Origin of the sequence: Novosphingobium sp. AAP83 (assembly GCF_001295795.1) — a bacterium.
In the GTDB taxonomy this organism is placed as follows: Bacteria; Pseudomonadota; Alphaproteobacteria; order Sphingomonadales; family Sphingomonadaceae; genus Novosphingobium.
The window spans coordinates 1-16,825 of sequence record NZ_LJHY01000024.1 but is presented as its reverse complement, the minus strand read 5'-3'; the positions used below and the strand labels follow the sequence as shown (position 1 = coordinate 16,825).

Sequence of the window (16,825 nt, the reverse complement as noted above, 5' to 3'; positions counted from 1 at the left end):
AGTCATAGCGAGTTTTCGCGATATTGTTCTAAAAGGTTTGAAAAACCGGCACCTTGTTTTGAAGATTGCCGCGTAATACGGAAATGATTAGGGCGGGCGTTGCCCGCTAAACAACGCCTCGAGCGCGGGAACAACGGATGCACCTTCAGGACGCAACGCAGATCGTGCTGCGAGACATGACGGCTGACGACATCCACGCTGTCGCGGACCTTTGCTTTGAACAGCTATGGCCCCACCGCGAGGCGGATCTGCACATGTTCCTGTCGATCGGGAGCGGGCTGGTGGCCGAGTTTGATGGCAAGATTGCCGGTACGATGATGTTCTGGCGCTTCGGTGAGGCGTTCGCGACGCTTGGTATCGGCATAGTGGCGGTTGCGCACAAGGATCTGGGCATTCGCCGCCGGTTAGCCGGTGCGACGATCGAGCGGCTGGATGGGGTAACCATCATGCTCAATGCCCCTGATGAAAGCCGATCACTCTATGCCGAGTTCGGTTTCGTTGAAATTGGCACGGTGTGCCAGCATCATGCACTCGCCCCGGTTCAACCGCTTGTCGAACTACGGCAGGGCGAGCGCGTGCGGCCGATGGGCGCTGCGGATGCCCAAGCGCTCGATGCGCTCTATTCTTCGGCTACCGGCATGGATCGCAAGGTCCTGCTTGAAGCCCTGACCGCTGAGGGCAGCACGGTTGTTTTGTGTCATGAGCACCAGCAAACCGGCTTTGCTGTCATGCGGCGGTTCGGGCGTGGTTGGGTGATTGGTCCGGTCGTGGCACCGGATGCCACGGGCGCAAAGGCCCTGATCGCGCACTGGCTCGGCACGCAGGCAGGCAGTTTCTGCCGCATCGACGTGCCCGAAGCCACCGGGCTTGGCCCTTGGTTGAATGAGGTCGGCCTGCCGGAAGTGGACCGCGTCACACGGATGGTGCGTGGCCAAGCACCCATTCCCGGCGATCATGTCGCCCTCTTTGGTCTTGCCGCACAAGCTTTAGGTTGAAACATGATCACGCTCAATGACCCTACCCTGTTGCGGCAAGCTGCCTTCGTTGACGGCGAATGGATCGTAAGCGGGCTTCCTGGCCTCGACGTTACCAATCCTGCTACCGGTGAAATCATCGGCACCGTGCCAGAATGCGGCACTGCCGAAACCGAAGCGGCAATTGCTGCTGCGCACAAATCATGGCCCGATTGGCGCCGCCGGACAGCGGGCGAGCGGGCCGCGCTGTTGGACACATGGCATGCGCTGGTGCACGCCAATGTAGACGATCTCGCCCGGATCATGACCGCCGAACAAGGTAAGCCCTTTCCCGAAGCGCAAGGTGAGATCCGCTATGCAGCTAGCTTCATCAAGTGGTTTGCCGAAGAAGCGCGCCGTGTCGGCGGCCGAAACATTCCCTCGCCCGAACGTGACCGGCGGATCATCGTGATGACCGAGCCGGTCGGCGTAGCCGCAGCGATCACGCCATGGAATTTTCCCGCAGCGATGATCACTCGCAAGTGCGCGCCTGCGCTTGCTGCGGGTTGCCCGGTTGTTATCAAGCCTTCTGACCTGACGCCGTTCACCGCGCTTGCGTTGATCGAACTGGCCGTTCGCGCAGGGTTTCCCAAAGGCACGATCAATCTGCTGACTGGCATGCCGACCGAGATCGGTGCAGCCATCACCAGCAGCCCGTTGATACGCAAGCTCTCGTTCACCGGCTCGACCCGCGTCGGCGCGCTGCTGATGCGGCAGAGCGCGGACACGATCAAGCGGTTGTCGCTCGAATTGGGCGGCAATGCGCCGCTGATCGTGTTCGACGACGCGGACCTCGACCTTGCGGTCAAGGCGACGATGGCCAGCAAGTTCCGCAACGCCGGACAGACCTGTGTGTGTGCCAATCGCATTCTTGTTCACGCGCCAATCTATGACGAATTTGCCTCCCGTCTCGGCGCAGCAGTCTCGGCATTGAATGTCGGGGATGGCATGGATTCGGGGACGACCACCGGGCCTCTCATCAATCGCGCCGCGATCGACAAGGTATCGGCGCATGTCGAGGACGCGCTGTCCAAGGGCGGCAAGGTGCTGTTCTCCGGCACTGGCCGCGAGGGTGGCAATTTTGCGCGTCCGCTCGTCATCGGCGAGGCCAATGCGGATATGCGGCTTGCCGTGGAAGAGACCTTCGGACCCATTGCCCCGCTTTTCCGGTTTGAAACCGAGGACGAGGCGATCACGCTGGCCAATGACACCGATTACGGGCTTGCCAGCTATTTTTACACCTCCGGCCTCGATCGCGCCTTCCGCGTGGCCGAAGCACTCGAAGCCGGCATGGTCGCGCTCAACACCGGCAGCATCGCGATGGATGTGGCTCCGTTCGGCGGGATCAAGCAGTCTGGCCTGGGGCGAGAAGGCGGCACGCTCGGCATTGAGGAATACCTTGAAACCAAGACGTTCCACATCGGTGGCCTTAAGCTATGAATCTGACGTTTTGAACTTTCCAAGCTTCCTCTGGGGGGACCATATGAGCAGCAATACCCGCAAGCATACCGTCGCGGTTATCCCCGGTGATGGCATCGGCAAGGAAGTCATGCCCGAAGGTATGCGCGTGCTGGAAAAAGCTGCCGCACTGTACGGCTTCGAGATCGAGCAGAAGTGGCATGATTTTGCCAACTGCGATTACTATGCGCGGCATGGCAAGATGATGCCGGACAACTGGAAAGAAGAGATTGGCCACCCCGATGCGATCTTCTTCGGCGCGGTGGGCTGGCCCGATATCGTGCCCGATCACATCTCGTTGTGGGGCTCGCTCCTACAGTTCCGCCGCGAGTATGACCAGTACGTTAACCTGCGCCCGGTCCGACTGATGCCCGGGGTGCCATGCCCGCTGGCGGGGCGCGAGCCTGGTGATATCGACTTCTGGGTGGTGCGCGAAAACACCGAGGGCGAATATTCTGCTGTGGGCGGGATCATGTTCCCCGGCACCGAGCGCGAAATCGTCATTCAGGAAACGGTGATGACCCGCATCGGTGTGGATCGCGTGCTGCGCTATGCCTTCGATCTGGCCCAAAAGCGCCCACGCAGGCACCTCACTAGCGCGACCAAGTCAAATGGCATAGCCATCACCATGCCATATTGGGACCAGCGCGTGGAAGCCATGGGCGCGCAATACCCCGATGTCCGTCATGACAAGTACCACATCGACATCCTGACCGCGCAATTTGTGCTCAATCCGGATCGCTTCGATGTCGTTGTGGGTTCCAACCTGTTCGGCGATATTCTGTCGGATCTTGGCCCGGCTTGCACAGGTACGATCGGCGTTGCCCCATCGGCTAACATCAACCCCGAGGGCACGCATCCTTCACTGTTCGAACCGGTCCATGGGTCTGCACCCGATATTGCCGGACAAAACATCGCCAATCCTGTCGGCCAGATCTGGTCGGCAGCGATGATGCTCGAACATCTTGGCGAAAAAGAAGCGGCGGCGGCGATCATGCGCGCGGTCGAGCAGGTACTTGCGACCCCGAGTGCTCGCACCCGCGACCTAAAGGGCGCCGCTAGCACCGAGGCCTGCGGCAAGGCCATCACCGAGGCATTGGGCTGATCGATAGCGGAGGATCGAGGCAAGGGCGGGTGGCTCTCGCGATCCCAGCGGGTTCCGCGCAGACTGGCATCGTAACCGGTTCTGCCGTGAATTCAGTGCTATCCGGATGATCATATCGGTAAAGCCGGTCATTCGAGCGAAAATGCCGCTCACGAGTCATAGTCTTGTGATGCCGGAACGCTCCGGCCGATCAATCCGGAGGCCGCAGCCATGCGCAGGATTTTCCCTTATATTTCCGCATCAATCGCGGCGGTGACCGTCGCGACTGCATTTGCCGCGTCGACCGCTGAAGCCCACGCAATCTGGTTCGCCCAGCGTGCCAAGCAACTGGCGCTTGTTTACGGCGTAGGTGCGGACGATCTGGATGCGGTAAAGCGGGTGCCGCTTATCACGTCGGTCACGGGCTTAGATGCAGATAGCCTTCCGGTAACGGCGACGTTGCGCGTGGCTGGCGCAATCCCCGTGGTCGACAGCGACGAGCCTCTGGCGGTTGTCGCAGCGACCATGGACTACGGAATATGGTCCAAGGACGCTGCGGGCACCTGGCACAACAAGGGTGCGGACGAGATCAAGGATGCCACTGTCAGCGAGCATAACTTCAAGTATGCGGTCCACATCAATCAGATGCCAAGCAAGCCCATTCCGCTGATCCCAAGCCACAAGTTGCAGCTTCTGCCGGTCGGCGATGCCTTGCCGGTGGCGATGGGCGCGCCGATCAAGATTCGTGCCTTTTATGAAGGCAAGCCGATGGCTGGTGTCGATATCCTGCAGGATTACGTCAACGACCCGGACCAGAAGCCGCTTAAGACCGACACCGATGGTTATGTCACTTTGCCGGTCCGCAATCAGGGCTTGAACGTCCTTGTTGGCATCTACGTCGGCAAGTCCGACAATCCCGCGAAGTACAAGCAGATGGAATACCGTTCTTCGCTCACGTTCGTGTTGCCTCACTTGCCGGAATAAGTGACCCGGACCGGAGAAGCTGAAATGAATATGAAACGCATCACTGCCGCAATTGTTGGCATGTCAATCGTAGCGCTGCCGCTTGCCGCCAGCGCACATGGATCGATGAAGCCACTGCATGGCGGTCTCGTAACTATGACGGGCGAGACTGTGATCGAACTTGTTCGCGCGCGCAAGAACGTCGATATCTACATCACCGAGGAAGACGAGCCGCTTGCAGCTATCGGCTTCACCGGCAAGCTGATCGTGACTGCCGGCGGCGCAAAGAAGGAAACTCCTCTGGTCGCGATGGCTGGCAACAAGATGACAGCACCCGGTCTGAAAGTTCCAGCCGGCGCGAAGGTGGTGGTTGCCTTGTCCAACAAGGGCACCGGCGCGAAGACCCTTACTTCCTTCATGATGAAGTGATCCACTGATGGCCCACGCCTCAGCCCCCCTGCTTCCGAAAGGAGTGCTGCGATGGGCTAGGTGGGCTCTCGCACTGTTCATCCTGATTGCACTCAAGTCGGTTATTCATGCCCATGGGGTAGGTGAGGACGACCGCGCCTTTATCGAAGGCGCATCGGGGATGGCAATCGGCCCCTACATGTATCTTGGCGCCAAACACATGGTCACGGGATATGATCACTTGCTGTTCCTGGTCGGGGTCATCTTCTTTCTTTACCGGTTGAAAGACGTCGGCACTTACGTGACGCTGTTTGCCATCGGCCACAGCACCACTTTGCTGCTGGGCGTCCTGCTCGATGTCCGCGCAAATCCGTACATCGTCGATGCGATCATCGGACTTTCGGTGGTTTACAAGGCGTTCGACAATCTCGACGGATTTCGCACGCTGTTCGGTCGCGCTCCCAACCCCAAGGCGGCGGTGCTGATCTTCGGATTTTTCCATGGTTTCGGCCTTGCTACCAAGCTGCAGGATCTGACGCTGTCGCAGGACGGGCTGTTGCCCAACCTGATCAGCTTCAATATCGGCGTGGAATTGGGTCAGTTTACAGCCCTTGGCGCGATCCTCATCGCGATGAACCTGTGGCGCTCGACCAGCAGTTTCCGGCGCAGCGCCATCACCGCCAACGCTGCGCTGATGTGCGCAGGCTTCGTCCTCGTTAGCTATCAGCTCGCCGGCTATTTTACTCAAGCCTGACAAGGTAAGCACCATGACCCAGACCAACGTTGCCAATCCGGCAGGCTGGATTCAAGTTTCGCCCGGAACGCTTGGCAAAGCGACCGGCGGCGCGCTCCTTGCGGCTGCGGCCATCGTCGTCCTGTGCGTCCTGCCGGCAGAATATGGCATCGACCCCACTGGGGTTGGCAGGTTGACTGGTATCGACGGCATGGGCGTGCGCAAGGCGGAAGTTGCCCTGCCCGCTACTTCGCAGAACGCAGCATTAGCCAGCATGGCTATGCCCAACAAAACAACGATCGTGCGCAACGGCGATTTGCGCAATGACGAGATGACGCTGACGCTTGCCCCGCACAGCGGTCAGGAAGTGAAGGCCCACATGAAAGCCGGTGACAGTTATGTCTTCGATTGGTCCAGCCAGGGCGGGCCGGTCAAGGCCGACATGCACGGCGAGAAGCTCAACGCTGCCGAGGGCGAATTCACCAGTTATTGGGAGGAGAAGGTGATGACAGGCGGTAAAGGCAACTTCACCGCGCCCTTTGATGGCACCCATGGCTGGTATTTCCGCAACAAGGGCGAGACGCCCGTGACCGTCACGGTTCGAACGACCGGCTTTTACAAGGACCTGTTCCTGCCACAGGGGTGAACAACGTCGTGCTGTTGGGCTGCAAAATCCGGAGATAAGGCCGGGCGGCACATTCGGCCATCAGCGCGATGATCTTTGATACAATCTATCAGTTTGGCCTTGATCTTGAGATGCGTTGGCCTTGAATTGCGTTCAACATCGTGACTTGTAACTCAAAGAGGTAACAGGCAGTATCATGGCTAGCAGCATAACAGCGCCACCCGGAGCGATCGGCGGCCTCGCACCTCCCAGGACGGGAGCTGTCGCAAGCGTCAGACTGGCGAACATCGATGCTCTTCGCGGCTTTGTGATGGTGCTGATGCTGCTTGATCATCTGCGTGAGACGTGGTTCGTCAATTACCCAGTGACCGACCCGATCAATGCCGTCACGATCCTTCCGGCAATCGGTTTTGCGCGCTTTGCCGTAAGCTTTTGCGCGCCGATCTTCGTCGCGCTCACCGGTCTTGGCGTTTACCTGTTCAGCGTAAACCACACAGTCGAGGAGACCACTTCCTACCTGCTGAAACGTGGTTTCTTGTTGATGGCGATCGAACTCGTCTATCTCTCTCCGCTCTATTGGGGGATCGTGCCGCAGCCCACGTTATGGCTGCAGGTCATTTGGGCCATCGGTATCTGCATGATCATCTTGGCAGCGCTCATGCGTCTGCCACGCGCTGCGCTTATCACGCTGGGCCTCGTGCTTGTCTGTTTCCACAATCTGCTTGATCCGATCCGCCTGACTGCTGAAAATGCGCTGTTTCCGTTGTGGGCCATGCTGCACCAGCGCGATGTCTTCGCTTTGCCGTTCGGCCTCGTCGCCAAGACGACTTATCCGATCCTGCCGTGGATCGGAGTGATTTCCCTCGGGTTCGGCGTTGGCGCATGGTTCCGCGGAGAAGTGTTGCCAGAGGTTCGGCAGCGGAATTTGCTTCTGCTCGGCTTCGGCATGATCGGTGCATTCATCGCGTTGCGCCTGCTGAACGTCTATGGTGACAAGCCGTGGTTCGTGGTCGAGGGCGATCCGGTCCGTACCGTCATCAGCTTCATCTCGCTGACCAAGTATCCGCCGTCCCTGCTGTTCCTGTTGCCAACCCTGGGCGGAGGAGCGTTGTTGCTCGTGCTGTTTGAGCGGATCAACGCCTCGCGCCTTGTCGCTGCGCTGGCAATCTTCGGTGGTGCGCCGATGTTCTTCTATCTGTTGCACCTGACTGTCTTGCGCATCCTCTATCACAGCGCGCTGGCGATCTGGGGCCCTAACAACGGCAATGCCTACATGTTCGACAACTACAACTGGATTCTGCTCTGGTTCGTAGCAATGATCGTACCGCTTTACCTGCCTACAGTCTGGTACGCGCGTCTCAAGCGTCGCCGCAAGGACCTGACCTGGTTGAGGTACTTCTGAAGGCTCGCCCGTTTTTGCTGCGGGCGACTTCCTCAGACTATAGCAGTAATGGAGGGCGCGGCATTTTATGCCGCGCCCTCTGTAACGAAAAGGCCCGATTGGCCCATTTCTCGTTGGATTCGGGCAAACCCGCTCTTGCAGCGGGCTTACGCTCGCTCCATTGTTACCCAATGGACGGATACAAGATGACCAGCCCAACCAACCGTTCCCTGATCGATATCGACCGTGATCACCTGATCCATTCGGTCACCTCGTTCCGCGGGCATGAACAGCACGGTGCCCTCGTTCTCGAATCGGGCAAGGGCATGTGGCTGACCGACGCAGATGGCAACCGCTTGCTCGATGCCTTCGCCGGGCTGTGGTGTGTCAACGTGGGGTACGGGCAGGATTCCATCGCGGAAGTCGCTGCCGAGCAAATGCGCAAACTGCCTTACGCGACGGGCTATTTTCATTTCGCCAGCGAGCCGGCCATTCGCCTTGCCGGCGAACTGACCGCCGCTGCGCCCGACGGCCTCGACCACGTGTTCTTCACGCAGGGTGGGTCGGACGCGGTCGACAGCGCCATCCGCTACATCGTCCATTACTGGAACGCGCGCGGAAAGCCCGACAAGAAGCACTTCATCGCGCTTGAATGGGGCTACCACGGCTCCAGCAGCCTTGGGGCGGGCCTGACTGCGCTGGGCAACTTCCACCGCAATTTCGATCTGCCGCGTCCTTGGCAGCATCACATTGCGTCCCCTTACCAATACCGCCATCCTCAGGGTCACGACGACGCGGCGGTGATCGCCTCGACAGTCGCCGCACTTGAAGCCAAGGTTGCGGAACTGGGCGCGGACAACGTAGCTGCCTTTTGTTGCGAGCCTATCCAAGGGTCGGGCGGGGTGATCGTTCCTCCTCGCGGCTGGCTGAAGGCGTTGCGCGAGGCCTGCACTCGGCTCGGCATCCTGATGCTGGTGGACGAAGTCATCACCGGCTTTGGTCGCACCGGGCCATTGTTTGCCTGCCTCGACGAAGACGTTTCGCCTGATTTCATGACGACAGCAAAGGGACTGACCGCCGGGTATATCCCGATGGGCGCAATGTTCATGGCTGATCACGTCTATCAGACCATCGCCGATGCCGCGCCTGCCGCGCTGCCCATCGGGCATGGTCAGACGTATTCGGGCCACCCCGTCGCTGCCGCCGTCGCACTCGAAGTCCTGCGTCTTTACCGCGAAGGCGGTTTGCTGGAGAACGGCGTCAAGACCGGCGAACGCTTCGCGCAGCACATGGAGCGTATCCGGGAGCATCCGCTGGTTGGCGACGTGCGCTATCGCGGGATGCTCGGCGCAATTGAACTCACGCCGGACAAAGCGAGCAAGGCAATCTTCGAGTCATCGCTCGACATTGGCGGGCGCCTGGCCAAGCTGACCTACGCTAACGGCGTGATCGTGCGCTGCTTTGCCAATGCAGTGCTCGGCTTTGCGCCTGCACTGTGTTGTACGCTTGATGAGATGGATATGATCTTCGAACGCGTCGAAAGTTCGCTCGACAAGTTGCTCGAACAGCCCGACATTCGTGAGCTGGTTGTCTGAACGGGGAGGTCGAAGTCATGCTGCCCGGACCCAAGCTCGACAGGATTGACCTGAAGATTCTCGCCAAACTCCAGCAGGAGGGGCGGATTACCAACGTAGAGCTTGCGGACGCGGTCGGCCTGTCACCGAGCCCGTGCCTCACGCGGGTCAAGCGGCTTGAAAAGGCAGGGTATATCAGCGGCTACGGCGCGCACATCAACTTTAACAAGCTGGGTGAGATACTCACGGTCTTCACCGAAGTGACGTTGAGTGAACACCGGCAGGGCGATTTCAGTCGCTTCGAAAGCCGCATCGTCAAGATTGATGAAATCGTCGAATGCCACGTCGTCTCGGGCGGCTATGACTACCTCCTAAAGTTCGTTGCACGCGGCGTTTCACATTACCAGTCGATCATCGAAAGCATGCTCGAAAGTGATTACGGCATTGAAAAGTACTTCAGCTACGTCGTGATAAAATCGCCATTCATCAAGCATCACTTCCCGATTCAGAACCTATTCGGGCAAACCAAGGGTTAAGGCCTCGCAATAGACATGACCGAGATTGCCGACATCCTGCCAGAGCTTTTTGCCCTGCGCCGTGATATTCACGCCCACCCTGAACTCGGTTTCCGTGAACACCGCACCGCCGCGCGTATCGCCGATGAACTGCGCAAGCTTGGCATCGACGTGCATGAAGGCATCGGCACCACCGGCCTCGTTGGCGTTCTCAAGGGCAAGCGCGAAGGCGTCGGCAGCGTGGGTCTGCGTGCCGACATGGACGCGCTGCCGATCCACGAAGCAACCAACCTACCATGGGCCAGCAGGACTCCCGGCACATTCCACGGCTGCGGCCACGATGGCCATGTCGCCATGTTGCTGGGCGCCGCGCGTGTGCTGGCCGCCGACCCGGACTTTGCAGGGACCGTGAACTTCATCTTCCAGCCCGCCGAAGAAGGGCAAGGTGGTGCGCGCGTGATGATCGAGGAAGGGTTGTTCGACCGTTTCCCTTGCGACCGGGTCTATGCCTTGCACAACTGGCTGGGCCTTCCAGCGGGTACGATCAGCACGCGCCCGGGTGCGATCATGGGGGCGGCAGACAAGTTCCGCATCACGCTCACCGGCAAGGGCGGCCACGCAGCTATCCCGCAGGACAGCCCCGACGCAATCCTTGCCGCCGCATCACTGGTGCAGCAACTCAACACCATCGTTGCCCGTGACGTGCCGCCTTATGCCGCAGCAGTTGTGTCGGTGACCGAGATTCACGGCGGCCACGCGCACAATGTGATCCCGGCAGAGGTCATGGTCGGCGGTACGGTCCGTACGTTCGATCCTGCCGTGCAGGACCGTATAGAAGATCGCATCCGCGCGATGATCAAGGGTATCGAAGCGTCGTTCGAAGTGCAGGGGGCACTTGTCTACGATCGCTATTATCCTGCCACGATCAACGATCCGCAGGCCGCCGCCGACGCACTGGAAGTCGCCGCTACAGTCGCAACCGCCGAACTTGCGCCCGAACCTGCACCGACATCGGAAGACTTCTCGTTCATGCTCCAAAAGCGCCCCGGCGCCTACATCTGGTTGGGGCAGGGGACGCCGGACCATCCCTCGCCGCTGCATAACCCCCGGTATGATTTCAACGACAGCGTGATAGAAACCGGCATCCGCCTGCACGTCGCGCTGGCGAGGCACTGGCTGGGTTAGCGCTGCGCACACCGTCTGGATCAGGGCCTGAAACGCTAGGGTGCCGGTTAGCCGGCGCGTGGCAAAGCTTGCCAGCGCCTTGGGATTCGCGCTGATCGTGCCAGCGGGGCGGGGCATCCGCATCACTCCTCACGGGCAAAGCTGGCGGGTGCCAGCAGCCGTGCCCTGCAGGAAATCGAAAATGCGCTGCGCGAGATCAGGGGGCATCCAGTCGCGCACCGATTGTCCTGTCGTGCGCCTTCGCTGGCGATCCGCTGGCTTACGTCGATGCGGCCCCGCTTCGCAGTTGGTGATTATGTCGCGCTTGGCTCGCGCATACGCCCGCATGCGTGGGCGGCCTGGCTCGACCAGCGCCGGGATGCGCCTCGTCCGCGTACCCTCGCGCTTATCGATCATCACTTCCTGATGGTCGAGCCAGCGTTGGGAAGGCCGGGCGTTGCGCTTTCGCCGAAAGCCATCGCGTTAAACGAAACGCGTCTTGAAGCATCGTGCGGCTTTGATGCCGATGGAACGGACTATGCTCTGATCTGTCCCATATCGGCAGCCATCGCGCAGGATCTCTGCTCGCTCATCGACTGGATAATCGCTCTCGAACCAAGCTGAGGCAGGCTCACAATTTGCCATTAGATTGGCGTCAACGGTTCCCCAGTTTGGCTGGTAACGCCAGAATCAACCAAAACTGCGCTAGCTTCGACACATTCTTTCGAATGATTGGTGTCATCATGTTCTGGTCAGATTTGGCTGTGGCTGTTTGGAGCAAGGTTTCTCATGTCACCTGAGGTTGAGCGGATCGCAAGCAATGAACGTCTGCCAAGCGCTGTCGACGTCGTCATCGTGGGCGGCGGCATAGTAGGGTCATCGGCAGCATATTTTCTGGCGAAGCAGGGCGTTTCGGTGGCCCTGGTCGAAAAGGGCTATATCGGTTGCGAGCAGTCCAGCCGGAATTGGGGATGGTGCCGCCAGCAGAACCGCGATCTGCGTGAATTGCCGCTCTCGTCTGTTGCGATGAACTTATGGGACAGCCTGGCCTCCGATATCGGGCGGGATCTCGGCTTTCGCCGTTGCGGCCAGTTCTACGCGACTGACAAACCGGAGGCTCTCGCCCAATGGGAAGCGTGGAGCCCGGTCGGCAGGGAAGCCGGTGTTCCGACCCGGATGCTGACCGGCGCTGAGATCGCTCAGTACATTCCCCAAGCAGGGCGGACATGGATCGGCGGCGTGCATTCGGTTGGCGATGGCAAGGCCGAGCCTTCGCTTGCAGCACCTGCTCTTGCGGCCGGCGCGCAGGCGCTTGGTGCCACGATCCATCAGGAATGCGCCGCGCGCAGCTTGGACATTTCCAATGGCCGGATAGTCGGCGTGCATACCGAACAGGGTCTGATAAAGGCAGATGCCGTGCTCTGCGGCGCTGGCGCCTGGGCCTCGCGCTTCCTTCGCCCACACGGCATCAGTTTCCCGCAAGCCGGAGTGCGCCAGACAGCCATCCGCACTAAGCCCACCTTCGATCTGGGTTCCTGTCTTTATTCGCCCGATTTTGCGATGACCCGCCGCCTTGACGGCAGCTACACGCTTGCGATCAGCGGCAAGGCCACGATCGACATTACCCCGCAAGGACTGCGCTATGCCCGGGAATTCCTGCCGCAGTTCGCGCGCCGCCTCAAGAACGTCAGGTTCGCGGTTGGCCGCTCATTTGCGTCCGGACCGGAATCGTTGCCCGCGCTGTTGACCAACAACGACCGGATCTTCGAACAGAACCGTATACTTGATCCGGCACCGCAGCAGTGGCTGGTCAGCAAGATACTGGAAAACGTTCGGGCGGCGTTTCCGCAATTGGCGAATGTCGAGGTTGCCAGCATGTGGGGCTCGCTGGTTGATTGCTCGCCCGATGCGGTTCCGGTCATCTCGAAAGTGGATCAGGTCGAAGGCCTGGTTTTGGCTGCGGGCTGCTCGGGCCATGGGTTCGGCATGGGGCCCGGCATCGGGTATCTGGCGGCCCAACTGCTCCGCAACGATGCACCATGTGTTGATCCGACGCCGTTTCGCCTGTCGCGGCTGGTCGATGGCTCCAAACTGCAGATCGCTGCAATCTGATGTCGGGTTTGCGTCGAAAGAGCGGTGTGATGGCACAATCTGATTTCTGATCCGGGGCTACGGCAGCATCAACGCCTGCGAGGTAAAATTCAGATGCATCTGCCTTGTCCTTTGCGCTTAATTGATGGTCGGAATGCTGAGAGGCTGGCAATGGCAGAGAATAACAACGCTCGATTTTATATCGATGGCCAGTGGCAAGATCGCAGCAATGCGCCCCAGATTGCGGTCTACGATCCTTTCTCCGAGGACGTGACCGGATATGTTTCGGCAGGTTCCGCTGCCGATGTGGATATGGCTGTGGCCGCAGCAAGGCGCGCATTTTCCAGCTTTTCAGCCAGTTCTGTCGAAGAGCGCGTTGCCCTGCTCGGCCGGATTGCGGCACTGCTGGAAGAGCGTGCCGAACTCTTCGCGCAGGCGATGGTCACCGAAATGGGTGTGGCCATCAGTTTTGCGCGCGCATCGCAAGTGCCGTTCGCCATTGCCCATGTCCGTGTGCAGATGGAAGTGCTGCAGAAGTACGCTTTCTTCAAGCGCGATGGCGACGTCGCCACCATGAAAGAACCGATTGGCGTTTGCGGTCTGATAACACCTTGGAATTGGCCGCTTTATCAGCTCACTGCGAAAGTGGCCCCAGCCTTGGCAGCGGGATGCACAATCGTGCTGAAGCCCAGCGAGCTTTCGCCCTATAGCGCGCTGCTGTTTGCGCAAGTGATGCATGATGCTGGCGTGCCTGCCGGTGTTTACAACATGGTGGGCGGTACAGGTGAGGTGGTCGGTGCGGCCATTGCGGCCCATCGCGACATCGACATGATCTCGATCACCGGCTCGACCCGCGCCGGTGTTCTCGTGGCGCAGGCGGCCGCCGTTACTGTAAAGCGCGTTGTGCAAGAACTTGGAGGTAAGTCGCCTAATCTGTTTCTTGATGACGCCGATTTTGTAGGCGGCGTGGCCAAGGGCATATTGGCAGGAATGCGTAACGTGGGCCAATCATGCAGCGCGCCAACCCGGATGCTCGTGCCCGCTGATCGCCTGGCAGAAGTGGAAGCCCTCGCGATTGCCGCGGCGGCGACGATCACGCTTGGCGATCCGCGTTCTGAAGCGACCGTCATGGGACCGATAGCCAACGCCGCGCAATATGCGCGCGTCCAGCAGATGATCGCCGTAGGAATTGACGAAGGCGCCCGGCTGATCTGCGGCGGGTTAGGCCCGCCACCGGGTATCAATCACGGATTATTTGCTCAGCCGACGATCTTCTCCAGCGTGACGCCGGACATGCGGATCGCGCAGGAAGAGATATTCGGCCCGGTGTTGGCGATCATGCCTTACCGGGATGAGGAAGACGCGATCGCCATCGCAAACAGCACGATTTACGGCCTTGGCGCGCACCTTCAGTCAGCCGATCGGGAACGCGCACGCCGTGTGGCCGGGCGGATTCGTTCGGGGCAGGTCCATATCAATTATCCTGCATGGAGCGGACACGCCGCGTTTGGCGGCTACAAGCAATCCGGCAATGGGCGCGAATATGGCGTCCATGGATTGGAAGAATTTCTCGAGACCAAGGCCATCGTTGGCTACTGAGGCTTGGAGGCAAGCTGATTTGATAAGGGACACTTAATGACTTTGGACGAACTTGATACGCCGTGTCTTGTGCTCGATGCCGATCGCATGGAGCGCAACGTTGCGCGGCTGCGAGGGCGGCTTGCTGACCTGGGCGTCGGTCTGCGTCCGCACCTGAAGACAGGCAAGTCGGTTGAAGTCGCGCGCAGGGTGATGGATTCACCGCAAGGGCCAGCAACCGTTTCGACGCTCAAGGAAGCCGAACGGTTTGCAGTGTCGGGTGTGCGTGATCTGATTTATGCGGTGGGCATTGCTCCGGCAAAACTGCCGCACGTTCTCGCGCTGCGCAGTCAAGGCGTTGATCTTGTGGTCCTGCTCGATACCGTTGAACAAGCCGAAGCAGTCGCCGCTGCCTCACGCGAAGCTGGCACTGCTATTCCGGCCATGATCGAGATCGACTGCGACGGCCACCGCGCCGGCGTGCTGCCCACCGATGCGGCGCAGCTTGTCGCCATTGGGCAAGCGCTTCAGCAAGGCGGGGAACTGCGCGGTGTGCTGACCCATGCGGGCGGAAGCTACACCGCGCGTGGGACCGAAGCCCTGCAGCAATGCGCTGAGGAAGAACGCCGCAGCGTCGTCGATGCGGCGACCATTCTGCGGGGGGCAGGTTTGCCGTGTCCGGTCGTCAGCATCGGCTCCACTCCCACCGCGCATAATGCGACCGATCTTACCGGCGTCACCGAAGTGCGCGCAGGTGTGTTCGTGTTTTTCGACCTTGTCATGGCAGGCGTCGGTATCTGCCAGATCGACGATATCGCGCTTTCGGTTCTGGCGACGGTAATCGGCCATCAGCACGAAAAAGGCTGGATCCTGATTGACGCGGGCTGGATGGCGATGTCGCAGGATCGCGGCACATCGAAGCAGGCGGTGAGCCAAGGCTATGGGGTGGTTTGCGACATCCACGGCACGCCCTATCCCGACCTGATCCTTGGTGATGCCAATCAGGAACACGGCATCATAACCGTTCGCCCTGGTAGCAATGGCACACTGCCCGATCTCGCGATTGGCGACCGAGTGCGGATATTGCCGAACCATGCCTGCTCCACTGGGGCGCAGCATTCGGCTTATCATGTCGTGCGGAGCCTGAGCACAGAGGTTGAGGCCGCCTGGCCACGGTTTGGAGGCTGGTAATGACCAACAATGTTACCCTGACACCCGTTCTGACCGACGACGCACCGCGCCCGGCCGGGCATTATTCCCAAGCGATGACCGCCGGCGGCCAAGTGTTCATCTCGGGTCAGTTGCCGATCCGGCCAGACGGCGCGCCGTTGCCTGATGACGGATTTGAAGCGCAGGCCCGGCAAGCGATCGGCAACATGCTGGCGATCCTGACCGCTGCCGGTGCTACGCCCGAGCGACTGGCCCGGGTGACCGCATACATCGTCGGTGTAGAGAACTGGCCACGCTTCAACGCAGTCTATGCCGAAATGCTGCCCGATGTTCGGCCCGCACGCACCGTAGTCCCGGTCCCGGAATTGCATTATGGCTATTTGATCGAAATTGACGCGATTGCCGTCCTTGCGAATGATTGATGGTTGCGTTCGTAATTGATTATAAGCGCATCGTGCTCATACCGGAGCTTCGGCCCGGCGACGTCGTGATCAAGGCCATTCTCCGCAAGGCAGGTGAACGAACCGTCGCTGGCCTGTGGAACTTCATCGGAATGCACGTCGACATCTTCAGGCACGACGAATGTGCCAACTACTTCAGCTCGCGCGGCCACGATCCAGCATGATCGGAAACCGACTTTTCCGTGCTTGCCCCTCAGTCGCGTGATAGGTCACGTATGCCCGTGACCAGTCACGCAGTTCATCATGCAGCTTGGTCTCGTTCCACCGTGGATGTGTCAGGCGTAGGCATGTTCAAAACCACCGCCATTATGCCGACTTTCGAGTAGCACGTAGTGTTTGCGGATGGCTGAGGACGTTTTCCTGGAGATCGTGTCGCACAGGCTTTGACGGATGGTCTCGAACTGACCCTCGCATGCTACCAGGTCGCTTGCATGTCTGGTCGCGGAGATTGATGGTGCGTGTTTGATGTGAACCGGTGGGGTTCTTTTGTCCAGCATCTGCAGATGTATTCTTAGGGCGTGAGGGCTTTGAGGGTCTTGAGCCGCTTGGCGAAGTTGTAGGCTGCGATAAAGTTGGCGAGGTACTCGCGCAGTTGGTGGTGGGTCTC

16 protein-coding genes and 2 pseudogenes are annotated in these 16,825 nt (G+C 59.8%); 17 read left to right on the top strand and 1 reads right to left on the bottom strand.

Annotation, left to right across the window (positions count from 1 at the left end; translation table 11 throughout):
• The first annotated feature begins 137 nt into the window (after window positions 1–137).
• The 17 genes and pseudogenes from IP81_RS14595 to IP81_RS20485 form a co-directional block, all read left to right on the top strand.
• Complete coding sequence (locus tag IP81_RS14595) at window positions 138–995, top strand: GCN5 family acetyltransferase (RefSeq protein WP_054108749.1); 858 nt, start codon at window positions 138–140, stop codon at window positions 993–995.
• 3 nt (window positions 996–998) lie between these two features.
• Window positions 999–2,453, top strand: a complete 1,455-nt coding sequence (locus tag IP81_RS14590; protein WP_054108748.1) for an NAD-dependent succinate-semialdehyde dehydrogenase — start codon at window positions 999–1,001, stop codon at window positions 2,451–2,453.
• A gap of 43 nt (window positions 2,454–2,496) precedes the next feature.
• Window positions 2,497–3,576 carry a tartrate dehydrogenase gene (locus IP81_RS14585; protein WP_054108747.1) on the top strand — a complete coding sequence of 360 codons (1,080 nt, stop codon included), beginning with the start codon at window positions 2,497–2,499 and terminating at the stop codon, window positions 3,574–3,576.
• A gap of 210 nt (window positions 3,577–3,786) precedes the next feature.
• Window positions 3,787–4,539 carry a DUF4198 domain-containing protein gene (locus IP81_RS14580; protein ID WP_054108746.1) on the top strand — a complete coding sequence of 251 codons (753 nt, stop codon included), beginning with the start codon at window positions 3,787–3,789 and terminating at the stop codon, window positions 4,537–4,539.
• Between the two features lie 24 nt (window positions 4,540–4,563).
• Window positions 4,564–4,947 carry a hypothetical protein gene (locus tag IP81_RS14575; RefSeq protein WP_054108745.1) on the top strand — a complete coding sequence of 128 codons (384 nt, stop codon included), beginning with the start codon at window positions 4,564–4,566 and terminating at the stop codon, window positions 4,945–4,947.
• A 7-nt stretch (window positions 4,948–4,954) separates the two neighbouring features.
• Window positions 4,955–5,680, top strand: coding sequence for a HupE/UreJ family protein (locus IP81_RS14570; RefSeq protein ID WP_054108744.1), 726 nt, complete (start codon window positions 4,955–4,957; stop codon window positions 5,678–5,680).
• Window positions 5,681–5,693: 13 nt separating this feature from the next.
• On the top strand, window positions 5,694–6,305 hold the full coding sequence (locus tag IP81_RS14565; RefSeq protein WP_054108743.1) for a hypothetical protein: 612 nt from the start codon (window positions 5,694–5,696) through the stop codon (window positions 6,303–6,305).
• 175 nt (window positions 6,306–6,480) lie between these two features.
• The gene (locus IP81_RS14560) at window positions 6,481–7,686 is read left to right on the top strand and encodes a DUF1624 domain-containing protein (protein ID WP_082356188.1); all 1,206 of its coding nucleotides are present in this window, start codon (window positions 6,481–6,483) and stop codon (window positions 7,684–7,686) included.
• 185 nt (window positions 7,687–7,871) lie between these two features.
• Window positions 7,872–9,260 carry an aspartate aminotransferase family protein gene (locus IP81_RS14555; RefSeq protein ID WP_197274648.1) on the top strand — a complete coding sequence of 463 codons (1,389 nt, stop codon included), beginning with the start codon at window positions 7,872–7,874 and terminating at the stop codon, window positions 9,258–9,260.
• Window positions 9,261–9,277: 17 nt separating this feature from the next.
• Window positions 9,278–9,775, top strand: a complete 498-nt coding sequence (locus IP81_RS14550; protein ID WP_054108741.1) for an Lrp/AsnC family transcriptional regulator — start codon at window positions 9,278–9,280, stop codon at window positions 9,773–9,775.
• 15 nt (window positions 9,776–9,790) lie between these two features.
• The gene (locus IP81_RS14545) at window positions 9,791–10,939 is read left to right on the top strand and encodes a M20 aminoacylase family protein (RefSeq protein WP_054108740.1); all 1,149 of its coding nucleotides are present in this window, start codon (window positions 9,791–9,793) and stop codon (window positions 10,937–10,939) included.
• A 267-nt stretch (window positions 10,940–11,206) separates the two neighbouring features.
• Complete coding sequence (locus tag IP81_RS14540) at window positions 11,207–11,542, top strand: hypothetical protein (protein ID WP_054108739.1); 336 nt, start codon at window positions 11,207–11,209, stop codon at window positions 11,540–11,542.
• A 165-nt stretch (window positions 11,543–11,707) separates the two neighbouring features.
• Window positions 11,708–13,030 carry an FAD-binding oxidoreductase gene (locus IP81_RS14535; RefSeq protein WP_054108738.1) on the top strand — a complete coding sequence of 441 codons (1,323 nt, stop codon included), beginning with the start codon at window positions 11,708–11,710 and terminating at the stop codon, window positions 13,028–13,030.
• A gap of 150 nt (window positions 13,031–13,180) precedes the next feature.
• Window positions 13,181–14,608, top strand: coding sequence for an aldehyde dehydrogenase family protein (locus tag IP81_RS14530; RefSeq protein WP_082356187.1), 1,428 nt, complete (start codon window positions 13,181–13,183; stop codon window positions 14,606–14,608).
• 36 nt (window positions 14,609–14,644) lie between these two features.
• Window positions 14,645–15,778 (top strand): DSD1 family PLP-dependent enzyme, encoded by a 1,134-nt coding sequence (locus tag IP81_RS14525; RefSeq protein ID WP_054108737.1) that lies wholly within the window; start codon window positions 14,645–14,647, stop codon window positions 15,776–15,778.
• On the top strand, window positions 15,778–16,179 hold the full coding sequence (locus IP81_RS14520) for a RidA family protein (RefSeq protein ID WP_054108736.1): 402 nt from the start codon (window positions 15,778–15,780) through the stop codon (window positions 16,177–16,179). Before IP81_RS14525 ends, IP81_RS14520 begins: the two co-directional genes overlap by 1 nt.
• 20 nt (window positions 16,180–16,199) lie before the next feature.
• Window positions 16,200–16,382: pseudogene (locus IP81_RS20485) on the top strand (IS630 family transposase); the annotation flags it as partial.
• A gap of 251 nt (window positions 16,383–16,633) precedes the next feature.
• On the opposite strand, the pseudogene IP81_RS21685 reads toward IP81_RS20485, so the two are convergent.
• A pseudogene (locus tag IP81_RS21685) lies at window positions 16,634–16,825 on the bottom strand (IS481 family transposase); the annotation flags it as partial.